Origin of the sequence: Nostoc sp. (assembly GCF_036917815.1) — a bacterium.
In the GTDB taxonomy this organism is placed as follows: domain Bacteria; phylum Cyanobacteriota; class Cyanobacteriia; order Cyanobacteriales; family Nostocaceae; genus Nostoc.
The window spans coordinates 1-14,432 of the sequence record NZ_JBALEK010000005.1; the positions used below are offsets into that span (position 1 = coordinate 1).

Consider the following 14,432-nt stretch of genomic DNA (forward strand, 5'->3'; position numbering starts at 1 on the left):
CTGCCAACATGAAAAATGCCAGACTTGAAGAGTTTCGTCAAGTAGCCTACAAATATTTAGGTAGAGCCAAAGATGCCACCTTTGAATTAACAGATTACTCAAGGATTTTTCTCACTAAATGGCAACTCTGCATTAATTGCCTCAATCTCCTGCTGTTCGAGTTGATTTACTTCCTTAATATAGGGACGAATAATTTGTCCTAAACGATTATTGTAAAAGCGGTGCAAACTGTGATTGGGCATAGCGGGGAAACCACGGCGTTTTTTGTGACGCCCGCCCGCGCCAGGATCAAAATTTTGGATGCCGTTAGCGATCGCCCACTCAATTGGTGCATAATAGCAAGCATCAAAATGTAAGCAATCTATTTCTTGAAAACTCCCCCAATAGCGTCCATAGAGTTTGTCATCTTTAAACAAACAAAAGGACATTCCTAAAGGATAAGAGTTATCTTCCTCGCTATATGCAGCAATAAACAAGACTCGATGGCGATAATCGGTGTATAGCTGCTCAAAAAACCTCTGTGTGAGATACTTGCTACCCCACCAGCCAAATTTATCACAGGTGTCAGCATAGAACTGGTGCATCAAGGGAAACAAAGACTGAGGAATTTCATCGCCAGTCAGAGGTTGTAATCGCAAACCTGCTTTTTCTACAGCTTTGCGTTCCCGCTTGATATTGCGGCGCTGATTGGCGTTAAACACCTTCAAGTAATCATCAAAAGTTTTAAAGCCAGCATTTTCCCAGATATAGCTATGGTGCAGCCAAGTTGTAAAGCCATGCCGTTCCAGCGTAGGACGCCATTGGGGATCGACATAAAGAAAATGACACCCAGAAATTCCATTTTTGGAGCAAAAAGTGTCAATTTCATGTACCATCATCGCTGTGATTTCATCCTCATCTTCTCCTGGGGCGATTAAGAACCGATAACCTTCGGCAGGAGTAAATGGTGTCATTCCCAGCAATTTTGGGTAATATTGAACTCCGATGCGATCGGCTAACTCTGCCCATTGGTGATCGAAAACAAATTCACCAGAACTATGTCCTTTAAGATAAAGTGGCGCAGCAGCAATTAGCGTTCGATCTCGCCACAATGTCAAGTGATTTGGCAACCAACCGGTTTTAGCCGTAGCACTCTGAGAGGTTTCGATATTGTTCAGCCACTCCCATTCTAAAAATGGCGTTTTGAGTGGCATTGCCAAAGCATTCCAGGCATTTTGGGGTACTTCAGCGATTTTGTTCGTCCAAACGACAGAATAGCGAGGCTTCAGTTGTTCCACTTTTTAGGGGAGTAGGGAGTGGGGAGTGGGGAGTTAGGAGTTAGGAGTGGGAGAGATGAGGAAGTCATGCCCCATGCCCAATACCCAATACCCAGTCCCCAATCCCTTATTTAGCGTAATCTAATCTGCTGATCGTTGCAGGCGATAGTGCAAAAACACTTCTTGCTCAACTGTATGAACTTCTAAAAGTTGCAACTTGGGAGTTAAATCGGGTAAAAAACCTTTCCCGTCTACGGCTGTGGGTGCGGTATTACCACCTAAAATTAGCGGGCAGACAGTTAGCCATAATTCATCGATTAAATCTAATTCCAGCAAGGAAGCGACTAATTCACCTCCACCCAAGACCAGCAAGCGTGTTATATGTAGAGTGGCTAGATGTTTGAAAACTGCGGAAATATCAATTTCTCGTGTTGGTGTTTCAAAAACCAGAATTTGCTCAAATTCTGGAGGTTGCTCCTGTACTCTGGTTTCCAGAGTTGAGGAAAGCGTCTGTAAGCGTTTTTTCCATGAAAGTGCCCCCTCTGTTGTCGTGAGTAGCCAGCGTCTAACTGGTTGCTTAAAAAAGTGAATTTCCGGATTGAGGTTTGCAGACCGTGTAATCACTATATGAACTGGTTGCAGAGGCTTCCCTCCTTCCGCCCGATGTGTCACTAGAGTTGGCTCTGTTACGGTAAGTGTTGTTCCGTAGGCACTCAAAGTACCAGCACCGAATAAAACGGCATCAGACGCAGCGATTTGTTTTTCTAAGTGTGCTTTATCAACCCTTGAGCCAAACCTAGCAGGCGATCGCCTAAAATCTGCAATCTTGCCATCTGCACTCATTGCTAAAACAACTGTAGTATGAGGACGATCTTGCAACATTAAATTGATTTGATAGTTTTAATATTTTTGTAGATTCTCAAAAAAATCCCTGCCTGCAAGCTACTGTTTTACAATTTCACCACTGTATTCAGATGCCACAAAAATTGCTTTTACATCGAGCATATATCACTTTTTGTATAGGACGTTTCTTTTTAAATTATAGCAATTTGTTATTTTTAAACATTGAAAATAAAGTTCTGATAATTTAATAAAATGTCTCATCTAGCTGTTCTAATTACATATCTTTGCTGTTGTGGTTTGCCGATGCAAAGTGAGACACTCGATGACTAATTCCCGTCAATCTTCCTTTCGTCGAATTTTAGTAACGAGAATATTGTTGCTGTTCGTTCCAGTTTTACTGATATGCGAGCTTGTTGCCTTGAATAAGGCACGTTCTAGCATATTGAGAACTGCACGTCAAAATTTAACAGAAAGTGCCATCAGTAAAGGTGAGAGAATTGGAGATGCGATCGCAATCTTAAAAGCTAATTTGCTGACTGTAAGTAAAACGACGGTGATTCCGTCGCGTTCGCCTATAGAAGAGCAAGAAATTCTCACGCAGTTAAGGCAACAACTTCCAGCCAGTATTGAGTGCATCCAATTAACAAATCTCCTCAAGCAAAAAGTAATTGCCAGTAGTTGTGGGGATCAAGGAATTGGAGAATTGAGATTACCTTTGCCTAGTGACGGAATTGATGTTAAAGCAATCTTTCCGCCAAAGGTAGGAATGACTGGAAAAAGAAACACCCAAAATCAACTGCAATTAGTGTTATCTGCACCAGTTTATGATAGCCGAAGAAATTTAGTTTACAGCTTAAGTATTCAGTCTGGATTCTACCAAGAAACCAGAAATCCGCCGGGATCGCTCACGGGCGCTATGGTAGTGATTGCTGAAGATGGCACAATTTTGGCGCACCCATTCCCCGGCTGGGTGGGAACTAATATCAATCAGCACCCTTATGCTTCCCAATTCAAGAGCATAATTAAAAATGCCATCGCCAGACAAAACGATTCAATAAATTTGTCTTTTATTGAGGGTAAAGAACTAGTAGCGGGCTATACATATATTGCAAATCCACTCAGCCAGCAGCAGCAGGAAAAATGGATAGTTTTAGCTGTTACTAGTGTCGATAATGCGCTTTTTGGTTTAGAGGAAATCAAACTAATTCTCATTGTTTTGACGGTTGGTTTGATTGGTGCAAGTTTGGTAGTATCCCTATATCTAGCTCCTTACTTAGCACGTCCTGTTGAAGAATTGCGAGACTACGCTCTAAATATTCACTCTCACCACGCCGCACAACCAGTTCCGCACAATTTTCAAATCCGGGAATTCAATCAACTAGCCCAAGCATTAGACCAAATGGTAGAACGGCTGAAAGCTGGCGCAGAAGAACTGGAAATCGCTTGGAAAGAATCAAAAAGCGCTAACCAGATTAAAAGCCAATTTTTGGCTACAACTTCCCATGAATTGAGAAACCCATTAAATATTATTATTAACTGTATTCGCCTGGTCGAAGATGGCTTATGTGATGACCGGGAAGAAGAAATGGAGTTTCTTAAACGTGCCGATGAAACAACGATTCACTTGCTAGGTATTATTAATGATTTACTCGACATTTCTAAAATCGAAGCAGGTAAACTTTCAGTCGTCTCCACACCTATTGACCTCCGACAAATATTGTTAGAGGTAATCAATTTACAATCAGTTAATGTTCAACAAAAGGGCTTGCAGTTGAAATGTGAGTTAGATTCTGAACTGATACCAGTTAATGCAGACGCGGGAAAACTGAAGCAGGTATTAATTAATGTGATCGGCAACGCCACTAAGTTCACCGACACAGGAAGCATCACCATTACTACAGAAATTCAATCTAGTAGTGGTAAATCTCAGGTGGTAGTTGCTGTCAAAGATACAGGTATAGGTATTGATCCCACTCAACAGCACAAGCTATTTCGCCCCTTTGTAATGGTGAATGGCACAACCACGCGCCAGTTTGAAGGTACTGGACTGGGACTAGCGATTTCACGAAACTTAATCGAACTCATGGGAGGCAGCATTACTCTTGAGAGTGCGGGACTTCATCAAGGTACAACACTGAAAATTACCTTACCTTTGATTGATATCTCGCTGTTAGCTGTTCCAGAGAAAGAAGAAAATGTCGGGGTTCTGGGATTCTCCTCTGGGAATGAGGCGGCAAAAGCAAGCCGTTACCCCAACCTACAGGAGTCTGGGGGAAGTCCATCTTTGGGGAGCAATGAGTCTGTGAAAGTTGAGGTAGACGAAGAGAAGTTTCCGAAGTCCCTGCTGTTATTTGGGAATGAGACTTGCGAGATTCGTCTTTCACCACTACAAACTATCCTGGTAAGTCTTCCAAAAGGAGGGGTTTGTGCCAATGGGACTTTCAACAGGTAATCGTCGCTGCACTCCAATTCAAAATAAACAAGTTTGGCGTTGCTGAATACTAGTGCGAACTACCCCCCACTGAACGGAACACCGTTTCAGTGGTGGCTTTTAAAGCCAAGGTTTTACCAGACTAAGTACACTTGACATCCTCACCGCCCTAAAAGGGACGGTGATTCTCTAGCAATCAAACAACCGTAGCTGTTCCTATTCTAGTCGGGTTGACAGTTCACCGGGAACAGCCGAAATCTCGGTCTTACACTCCCTCCGTGTCCGTTCGCTATATGTTCCTATTAAGGGACTGACAAATAAAAAAACATCCCAAATTTTCTTGTGGAATGGGTGTCCCCACCCGTCCCATGTTCGGGGCGCTCATGTTGCCCACCCCACAAGATGGATAATTGATTTATTGGAAATCCCTAAAAGCCCTATTAAAAGGGGAAAGGGTGGACTGTTGCCCACCCTAGACCATTATTTACTTAGCAATACTTTAGACTGGTGCTTCACTAGCAGTTTTACCAACCAGCATTGCAGCATTTTCCTCGCTTTCAAGGATACCGAATTCAATCAACAAATCTTCTAACTCTTCCATCTCAATTGGGGTGGGGATAGTAAGATTCTTGTTGTCGATAATCTTTTGAGCCAATGTCCGATATTCGTTACTTTGATTGCTGTCAGGAGCGTACTCGTTAACAGTCATCCGGCGCAATTCTGCGTGTTGTACAATGTTGTCACGAGGTACGTAGTGAATCATTTGGGTGTTCAAACGTTTTGCCAGGGTTTCGATTAAGTCGATTTCCCGGTCAACGTTACGGCTGTTACAAATCAAACCACCCAAGCGCACACCGCCTGTGTGAGCATATTTGAGAACACCACGAGCAATGTTGTTAGCAGCATACATCGCCATCATTTCACCAGAGGTAACGATGTAGATTTCTTGGGCTTTACCTTCACGGATAGGCATAGCGAAACCACCGCACACAACGTCACCCAAAACGTCGTAACTTACAAAATCAACATCTTTGTAAGCACCGTTTTCTTCTAAGAAGTTGATAGCGGTGATAATACCACGACCAGCGCAACCCACACCAGGTTCAGGACCGCCAGACTCCACACAACGTACATCGCGGAAACCGGTCAGCATTACTTCTTCGAGTTCAATATCTTCTACAGCGCCGCGTTCAGCAGCCAATTGCAAAACACTTGTTTGAGCTTTACTGTGTAGCATCAAACGGGTAGAGTCAGCTTTCGGGTCGCAACCGACAATCAGAATGCGTTGACCCATTTCAGCCATTGCTGCTAGGGTGTTTTGAGAGGTGGTAGATTTACCAATACCGCCTTTACCATAGAAAGCTATTTGTCTAATCTTTGGGTCAGTCATGGTTGTGTTTCCTACAATGATTTAATTGATGAGTCGGAAGCTTGATGTGAGATATTCACCCTTGGGGCTGTAGGGAAGTAGAGTCTGTTGGCATAGATGGGTAGCGAGCGATCGCTAGACATCGGACCCTGACAAAACTGGTTATTATCAGAATGTATTTACCCACGAAGCGTAGACGCAGAGAGACTTGTCATCAGACATCGCTTAAGGGATAAAAAAATCTCTATCTCCTAATAACGAAGCCTTTGAAACCATGACTTCAGCATTGTCAGTTGTTGTAACAGAATCCCAAATGGTTGCTCAAGCCTCAAGAGTGGTTGCAGCAGGAATTCAAATGAACGCAGATTTATTCCTTGAACCACACAACCAACCAAATTGCAATCCACTCTTAAATGGTCGCTACAACTTCTTTGATTTTGCTGATGTCAAGTCGCCAAGAATTTCTATAGCGCTTCTCGTTTCGTGATTGATGCAGCAAGATAAATTCCAGCCTAAATGTGGTAGCTACAGATGCAGTACTATAATGCCTGCAAAGGCAACCCCTAATACTCTGGCTTAGACAATATCTTTATGACTTTCGACAGTATGGTTAAATTCCTGAAACTTGTGGAATTACACCATTCTGCTTGAAGTTTTCATTCCGAAAATCAACAACTGCTTCAACTTAGTTCGCGGTTAAAAATGAATTTTTCCGCAAGACTCAGTTAGTAAATATTCTCGATTTCTATTGATTTGTCAGGCTGTACTAAGAGTCTTTATTCCCAGACTCCAAGAGTAATTGCCTTTGGTGGGTAATGCTCTAGCTAGGTTAGCCAACTCTTATTGGCTAATACCCAGATAAATTTCCATTGACTTCAAGTTGTTACAAAGGCTACTATCCTACTCAATCTAGTTTTAGATTTTTGTTACAAAAAGATGTAGCGAATTGAAGTGGACTTACCAGAGCAAAAAAACTTTTTTGAGCTTGCCTCAAACTTGTCTTGAAGTCTTTCTGTGTTTTCACTGTTTTGATTCCTATAAAAACCATAACATACATCTCACTAATTTATTCACCAAATCTAAAATTATTTATCTACTCAACAGAACATTATCATTAGGATCTTTAATAGTCATAAGTTATGCGCTTACAGGTTGTTAGTTAGTGAAATTATTTATCATAGCCAATTTGTGCAATTAGATACTTTTGGGTATTTGACAAAAGTATTTAAAACTAATGTTTGACAATGAAAACATAACTTCTTCAGGACTTACGCAAGAATTACGGAATAACGAACCACAGAGGCGCAGAGAAGCCAGCGCGTTGCGGGGGTTCCCACGGCAGTCACTCATGGGGGAAACCCCCAAGACCGCGCTGCCTCCCCGTTGTAGCGACTGGCGCGACACGGAGAAATAAGAGTTTGAGAGATATTTTGCTTGCGTAAGTCCTATTATTTTTGCGCTCAAAATTTTTCTAGAGAAAGTAGATTAAATAACTGACAAAATTTCATCTGGTAATATGAACTCGATTCTTTACCTCACACATTCCAAATTGCCATCGGTATTTTGGCTTCTTCAGTCTTTTGCTGATCGGCTTGAAAAGTGTATCTTCAGCAAGATATTGTCAGCTTTCCCTTGTTTTTGAATTGGCGCACAGCTATATGTACTTAAGTAGTAGCTGAAACACAAGGAGAACAGATGTCAGGAAGTACGTCAAATTCAGAAATGCAATACCGAGTTATTGGTAGTACAGGAGAGAAAGTTTCCGCCATTGGATTGGGTGGTTGGCACATCGCCTTGAAACACGTTGATGAGCAGATGGCTATCCGCATTGTTAGAACAGCCATTGATCGTGGCATCACCTTTATGGATAACAGTTGGGATTACAACGGTGGAGTCAGCGAGATTCGGATGGGAAAAGCACTGCGCGATCGCTACCGAGATAAAGTGTTCCTGATGACGAAAATCGATGGTCGCTCTAAGAAGGAAGCCGCAAAACAGCTTGACGAATCACTTCAACGCCTACAAGTTGATTGCATCGATCTTGTACAGCACCATGAAGTCATTCGCTACGAAGATCCCCATCGAATTTTTGACCAAGAAGGGGCGAATGCTGCTTTCATTGAGGCGCGGGAAGCTGGCAAAATTCGATACATTGGTTTTACTGGGCACAAAGATCCCCATATTCATTTACATACGCTGGAAGTTGCAGCCACTCACGGGTTTAAATTTGATACAGTGCAAATGCCGCTCAATGTGATGGATGCCCACTACCGGAGTTTTGCAAAGCTGGTTGTACCAGAACTTGTGAAACAAAACATCGGCGTTCTGGGGATGAAAAGCTTGGCAAATGGTATTCTTTTACGGTCAAAAACTGTAACGCCAATTGAGTGTTTACACTATGCTTTGAATCTGCCCACATCGGTTGTGATTACTGGAATTGACAGTATGGAGATTTTAGAGCAAGCTTTTGAAGCAGTGCGAACATTCCAGCCAATGAACGACGAGCAAGTGCGTAGGCTCTTAGCAAAAACGACAGAAGCGGCATCACGCGGCGAGTTTGAGCCTTTCAAAACCTCATCAATTTTCGATAGCACTGCCCAAAATCCCGATTGGCTGGGAGAGGAGCCACAGCGCATCCAGCAATTGATGTCAGCCTGATGTTTTCTTAGCACGCCTAACATCATTTTCTGAATTTTACTTTGTGGAGCAATTCATCTTTAATGCGGTTGAGAATTGAAGTCTCATCCAGGTTTGCCAAAATCCGATTGATCACTGCTTTCGGTCCATCAGGACCCCAAGTCGCGCCATTGGCTAAATAAACTTTGGTCACTTGTCCAATACCGTAAGAAGAAACCCCAGCGACTCCCCCTTGGGTAAGTGCCACCGATATGTAAGGGCCTAGGGCAATGCCACCCGTAGCGGTTGCAGAGATCCCAAGTAAGGTTTTTAATCCACTCAAGCCCAAATTTGCTAACAATTCACTAGCACCGATACCGCCCATACTCAGGGCGATTTTTTGTAGCAATTGTACAGCCCCGGCTTCGGTCATTGAGAAGCCATAGAGTTTAGATAAACCCAAAATCAGAGCAATATCAATAACCACACTACTGAGAATATCTACCACAGTTATGGGATTGAGTGCGATCGCTAATGCCTTAGTCATCACAGCCTTCCAAATCAACTGATTGGCATTCTGTTCCCGAATCATCAGTTTTCGCTCAACCAACTGCTCATTTACAATGTCGGCATAAAGCATAGTATTGAGAGCAACCAAAGCTTTACCCTCACGGTGTAGAATCTCCAAGATTTTCAGCTTCAGTTCTTCCACTTGGGCATTCCCTACACGCAACTGTATGCCCCTAGTACCATCAGGGCGACGAATCGCCGTCTTTACCAATGGTGATGCCGCAGTCATGACAATTTCTAGAGGCGTGAGTAATTCCCGCACCCTTTCATCCCGGATTTTGTGATAAATTGCCATCCGATCTGCTTCTGGATACTGATCTACTTTGTTAAATACCAGAATCATCGGTTTACCAACTTCCCGCAACTGAGAAAGCGCCATATATTCCAACTTTGTCATGTCACCAGAGATCACAAACAGAATCAGATCCGCAAGTTTTGCAATCTGTTCAGCTAATGCGGCACGGGTTGCACCATCTACTTCATCTAACCCAGGAGTATCAATTAATTCCACCTGCGATTGACCTACACCAGGGAGAGTGACTCGCAGAGCACGTTCAGTTTCCCCAATCATCTCCTCACTAATACTCCAATTAACTGTTTGGGCAGCACGGGTGACACCGTGCAGCGGCCCAGTTTCAAATACTGTTTGCCCAACCAAAGAATTGAGTAGAGAAGACTTCCCACGTCCCACCATGCCAAAAGCCGCAATCTGTACCACCATCCGGTCTAACTTTCCCAGCATGGTTTCCAATTCAGCAATTTCTGTCTCCAATCCGGTTTTTTCTTGGGGGGTGAGGTCAAGATTGGCTACCAAGTTTCGCAGCGCCGTTTGTGCTTGTTTATAATTCAGTTCCGTCTGAATGTCTTCAAAACTGAAAATCGCACTATCCAGTTCTTCCTCCCAACTGGTAGAATTTGCGTCAGTGTTAGCGGAATCGCTTTGATGAGGTTCAGGCATGGGCAATGTTGAAGTCATATTAATTTTAGATTTTAGATTTTAGATTTTAGTAGGACTTACGCAAAATATCTCTCAAACTCTGATTTCTCTGTGTCGCGCCAGTTGCTTCTCCCTTGGCGCTAGCCTCTCCCTTTGGGAGAAGGGGAGACGCTGCGTAGCAAGATCCCCGGAGGGGTACAAGTCGGGTCACCGCAAGGGCGCACTGGCTGGCTTCTCCGTGCCTCTGCGGTAGCCTGCGGCAAGCCGTTCGCGTAGCGTCTCGTAGAGAAGCGTCTACGTTATTCCATAACTCTTGCGTAAGTCCTATTTAGATACGCCCCGTCTACTATCCTAGTTATTTTTAGCAAGGGTTTGGCGAGATAAGACGGAGGGGGCAGAGGAAGAATAATTTTTACCCAATGCCCAATACTTCTCTTCTTAGGCTGCGCCAACGGCAACTCTTGGAGACGCTACGCGTAGCAAGATCCCCGAAGGGGTACGCTCAGTACAAGTGCCCAATGCCCCATCCCCAATGCCCAACTCATAGACTAATGACTAACAAGACGTCATAAACTGAAAAATGCATCTAAATATATAACGCGTTAGGATCTTGACTAAATTACCTGTGCGGAAAATCGTTATTGCCGGCAACTGGAAAATGTACAAAACTCAGGCAGAAACCCAAGAGTTTTTACAAGGATTTCTGCCCCACTTAGAGGAAACCCCCCAAGGGCGAGAAGTGATATTGTGCCCTCCGTTCACTGATTTAAGCCTTTTGTCCAAGAGTTTGCACGGTAGTCTCATCCAACTGGGGGCACAAAATGTACATTGGGAAGAATATGGAGCCTATACGGGTGAGATTTCTGGCCCAATGCTGACAGAAAGTGGTGTGCGCTTTGTGATTGTCGGTCATAGCGAACGACGGCAATACTTTAATGAAACGGATGCCACGGTTAATCTACGCCTCCGAACTGCTCAAAGGTTTGGTTTGACCCCAATTCTCTGTGTTGGCGAAACTAAACAACAACGAGATGCGGGAGAAACTGAATCAGTGATTGCTCTCCAACTCGACAAAGGCTTGGTAGATATTGATCAGAATAATTTGGTAATTGCCTACGAACCAATTTGGGCAATTGGCACTGGTGATACTTGTGAAGTAACGGAGGCGAATCGGATAATTGGCTTAATTCGTAGTCAGTTGAGTAATCCGAATGTATCAATTCAGTATGGCGGCTCAGTTAAGCCGAATAATATTGATGAGATCATGGCTCAACCAGAAATTGATGGTGTTTTAGTGGGAGGAGCAAGTTTGGAACCTGAGAGTTTCGCTCGGATTGTGAATTTTCACTTAGTGTAATGTGCTTTCTTTTCGTTCCCATGCTCTGCATGGGAATGCCTAATGTAGATTTATGCCAACCAACTTGATAATTCGAGGACGCTGTTTCGAGTGGGGGCAGCGAACTTATTTGATGGGCATTTTGAATGTCACGCCTGATAGCTTTAGTGATGGGGGTGAGTTTAACACTACCTCTGCGGCTTTAGTCCAGGCGCAAGCACTGGTAGCTGCTGGTGCTGACATAATCGATGTGGGCGGTCAATCAACTCGACCAGGGGCAAAGCAAATAACTCTGGCGGAAGAACTTGACCGGATACTATCGGTGTTACAGGTGCTAAGACCAGAAATTTCAGTCCCGATTTCTGTAGATACAACCCGTGCTGCTGTAGCCAGGGCATCTGTAGAAGTGGGAGCAGATATTATTAATGATATTTCTGGCGGCACCTTTGACTCAGAAATGTTGCCAACGGTAGCAAAGTTAGATGTGCCGATGATTTTAATGCACATCCGGGGAACACCACAGACAATGCAACAAGAAACTGATTATCAAGATTTGCTCACAGAAATTTATAGTTTTTTGGCTCGGCAAATTGAGGCAGCAACTACTGCGGGCATTGACCTGGATAAAATTATTATTGATCCTGGTATTGGGTTTGCTAAGAACTATGAACAAAATTTAGAAATTTTTCGCGGCTTGCGATCGCTAACAGCACTCAACTGCCCTATCTTAGTAGGAGCATCTCGTAAAAGTTTCATTGGTCGCATTTTAAATCAACCAGATCCCAAAGCACGAGTTTGGGGAACGGCAGCAGCTTGTTGTGCTGCTATTTTTAATGGCGCTGATATCCTCCGAGTTCACGATGTTCAAGAAATGCGCGATGTTTCACTAGTAGCTGATGCACTATTGAGACAAGCAGCACAGCATGACTTTTAAGTATTCCCATTTTCGGCTTTTTTGCCGTGACCTTCAGTAATTATCGACTCGGCAATCAACTCCTGAAACATTTCAGTTGAGTTGGCTGGGTCTACAAAGACAATTTTGGCGTTATTGCTCTCACCAAGTTTTTGGCTAGCATCTACGTAATCTTGAGCCACCAGATACCGCAGAATGTCCCTACTATCTGGATTGGAACGTAGAGCTTGAGAAATGATTTGCACTGAAGCCATAGTTCCTTCGGCTTTTTTGATGGCAGCTTCCTTTTCCCCTTCGGCTTCGGTAATCAGCGCCCGTTTTTTGATAACGGCGGCTTGCTCCTCTTCTCTAGACTTTCGTACACTCTCAGGTAGGGTAATTCTCTGAAGGTCTAACCGGAGAACCTCAACTCCCCAATCTGTCGTTATATTATTCAACTGGTCTAAAATAGCTGAGTCCATCTCCGTTCTAGAGACATTGGTCTGTTCTAGGGTGTTTTGGGCAATGATTTCCCGGAGTGTGGTTGTTGTTACCTGTGTCAATGCTCCTTGGAGATCCTCAATAGCATAAAAGCTTTTCTCAATATCTCTGATACGCCAGTATACAATAGCGTCCACTTCTACGTAAATATTATCTTGGGTAATCACATTCTGAGGTTTGATGTCTAAAAACTGCTCTCGTGTAGTATCTTCCATCACAATCTGATCCACCAAGGGAACAATAAAGTTCAGCCCTGGCTTAAGTTTTCGATGATACCGCCCCAACCGTTCCACTAGGGCTTCATTACCTTGATTAATCAGTTTTGCAGAACCTAAGGCATAACCTATAAGGGCTAAAACTATAGCAATAATTGGCTCCATGTATGCTCCTATTCAGCTTTGGGGAGAATTTAGTGTCAAAGATATGCTACTAGCTTGTCATATCTTTAAGCTTAATGTTTTGACTCTGTAATTTTATGAACACCACCAGCGATGTTGAGTCGCTGCGTGTCTTGGACATCAGCTGTAAGTAGGAAATTTTTGCGGAATGCGATCGCTATTAAAGCACCTTGACAAAACCCTGGCAAGGACTACTTCATGTAATTAACATTACTTGTACTGACATCTTCAGACAACCTGGGCTTTTATTACGTATATTCACGTAAGCTAAATTAATTCCACATAAAATCTCGTAGGCTTAAAAGCTCCAGTATACTCATGTTATAATTAGTATCAGTTATTAAAAATATCAAAATATTATGGGCAGGCTGTTAATCAAACTTATAGGTTTAATCTTACTTTTCACAGGTTTATACTTTTTTGGTCAAAACATCATATTTGTTAGCGGTTACTATTCATATTTCTACCGGAGCTTACCTGCGACAGCTTCAGTTTTTGCAACAATGGCAGGTATATTTGCATTAGTTTTTTTCCGTAGAGAAACTGGTAACTTTGGATGGATTCTTCTCGGCATTGGCATAGTACTAGTTTTCTTAAGCGGTGGAGTTATTTTAAAGGCAACTAGCTTGTGGGATTTCATAATTGCTTTTGCAGCATTTGCATCTGGATATAAATTATTAAATGAGGGCAGAATCAACTTTTAAAATCTGCAAATATTATCATATTTTCTTATCTGCTGATTAACCAAGGTTTTACCTCACCCTAACCCTCCCCTTATAAAGGGGAGCCACTGCGTTGCGGGGGTTCCCCCCGTTGTAGCAAGTGGCGTGAGGGAACTGGATTTATGGTCTCCCCCCGATGTCTTGGGGGGACTTTGATTCCGGTTCCCCCCTTTTTAAGGGGGGTTCGGGGGGATCTAGAAGTGCCTAAAATCACAGCTAAATACTTTTCAAACAACCTCTAAGACTCAGAATTATTAATGGTGCGGCTATTACAAACATTCATCGCCTTTTCTACTCCCTGTTTGAGGCTTAGTTCAATACACTCAACTACGAACTGAAGTACCAGAGACATCAGCTGATTTTCGGCTGCCGAAAATCGCCCCAGCACATGAGAGATAGTATGGGAATCATCATTATTAGCTGCATCTTTGGGTTTACCAATACCGATTCGCAAACGGGGAAAGTTTTGGTTGAGTCGATGGGGAGTATTATCTCCCGCACCTCTCAGTTAGATCCGGACGTGCCCATTTCTGTGCATCCGGCTCCCGATGTTCTTAGCTT

The 14,432-nt window shown here is 43.3% G+C and carries 12 protein-coding genes and 1 pseudogene; 6 read left to right on the top strand and 7 right to left on the bottom strand.

Annotated features, from left to right (window positions below; all coding sequences use genetic code 11):
• Window positions 1-98: 98 nt before the first annotated feature.
• Window positions 99-1,277 carry a GNAT family N-acetyltransferase gene (locus tag V7K97_RS01440; protein ID WP_334798929.1) on the bottom strand — a complete coding sequence of 393 codons (1,179 nt, stop codon included), beginning with the start codon at window positions 1,275-1,277 and terminating at the stop codon, window positions 99-101.
• A gap of 120 nt (window positions 1,278-1,397) precedes the next feature.
• Window positions 1,398-2,138 carry a RibD family protein gene (locus V7K97_RS01445; protein WP_334798930.1) on the bottom strand — a complete coding sequence of 247 codons (741 nt, stop codon included), beginning with the start codon at window positions 2,136-2,138 and terminating at the stop codon, window positions 1,398-1,400.
• Window positions 2,139-2,421: 283 nt separating this feature from the next.
• Between V7K97_RS01445 and V7K97_RS01450 the strand changes: the two genes are divergently transcribed.
• Window positions 2,422-4,551 (top strand): sensor histidine kinase, encoded by a 2,130-nt coding sequence (locus V7K97_RS01450; protein ID WP_334798931.1) that lies wholly within the window; start codon window positions 2,422-2,424, stop codon window positions 4,549-4,551.
• A gap of 478 nt (window positions 4,552-5,029) precedes the next feature.
• Here V7K97_RS01450 and nifH read toward each other — a convergent pair whose 3' ends face one another.
• Window positions 5,030-5,920 (bottom strand): nitrogenase iron protein, encoded by an 891-nt coding sequence (gene nifH / locus V7K97_RS01455; protein ID WP_334798932.1) that lies wholly within the window; start codon window positions 5,918-5,920, stop codon window positions 5,030-5,032.
• A gap of 253 nt (window positions 5,921-6,173) precedes the next feature.
• Between nifH and V7K97_RS01460 the strand changes: the two genes are divergently transcribed.
• Both V7K97_RS01460 and V7K97_RS01465 read left to right on the top strand, forming a co-directional pair.
• Entirely contained in the window at window positions 6,174-6,386 is a 213-nt protein-coding gene (locus tag V7K97_RS01460) for a hypothetical protein (RefSeq protein ID WP_334798933.1), read from the top strand.
• Window positions 6,387-7,594: 1,208 nt separating this feature from the next.
• Window positions 7,595-8,557, top strand: a complete 963-nt coding sequence (locus V7K97_RS01465) for an aldo/keto reductase (protein WP_334798934.1) — start codon at window positions 7,595-7,597, stop codon at window positions 8,555-8,557.
• Between the two features lie 22 nt (window positions 8,558-8,579).
• On the opposite strand, the gene V7K97_RS01470 is transcribed toward V7K97_RS01465, so the two are convergent.
• Complete coding sequence (locus V7K97_RS01470; protein WP_334798935.1) at window positions 8,580-10,061, bottom strand: GTP-binding protein; 1,482 nt, start codon at window positions 10,059-10,061, stop codon at window positions 8,580-8,582.
• Window positions 10,062-10,647: 586 nt separating this feature from the next.
• On the opposite strand from V7K97_RS01470, the gene tpiA reads away from it, so the two are divergent.
• Window positions 10,648-11,379, top strand: coding sequence for a triose-phosphate isomerase (gene tpiA, locus V7K97_RS01475; RefSeq protein WP_334798936.1), 732 nt, complete (start codon window positions 10,648-10,650; stop codon window positions 11,377-11,379).
• Between the two features lie 52 nt (window positions 11,380-11,431).
• Window positions 11,432-12,292: a dihydropteroate synthase gene (gene folP / locus V7K97_RS01480; protein WP_334798937.1), complete on the top strand. Its 861-nt coding sequence runs from the start codon at window positions 11,432-11,434 to the stop codon at window positions 12,290-12,292.
• Here folP and V7K97_RS01485 read toward each other — a convergent pair.
• Both V7K97_RS01485 and V7K97_RS01490 read right to left on the bottom strand, forming a co-directional pair.
• Window positions 12,289-13,131 (bottom strand): SPFH domain-containing protein, encoded by an 843-nt coding sequence (locus V7K97_RS01485; RefSeq protein WP_334798938.1) that lies wholly within the window; start codon window positions 13,129-13,131, stop codon window positions 12,289-12,291. The genes folP and V7K97_RS01485 overlap by 4 nt on opposite strands.
• A 71-nt stretch (window positions 13,132-13,202) precedes the next feature.
• Entirely contained in the window at window positions 13,203-13,337 is a 135-nt protein-coding gene (locus tag V7K97_RS01490; protein WP_334798939.1) for a hypothetical protein, read from the bottom strand.
• Between the two features lie 171 nt (window positions 13,338-13,508).
• Between V7K97_RS01490 and V7K97_RS01495 the strand changes: the two genes are divergently transcribed.
• Window positions 13,509-13,853, top strand: coding sequence for a hypothetical protein (locus tag V7K97_RS01495; RefSeq protein ID WP_334798940.1), 345 nt, complete (start codon window positions 13,509-13,511; stop codon window positions 13,851-13,853).
• Between the two features lie 256 nt (window positions 13,854-14,109).
• Here the strand turns inward: V7K97_RS01495 and V7K97_RS01500 are convergent.
• Window positions 14,110-14,352, bottom strand: a pseudogene (locus V7K97_RS01500) (aminoacyl-tRNA hydrolase); the annotation flags it as partial.
• Window positions 14,353-14,432: the final 80 nt, after the last annotated feature.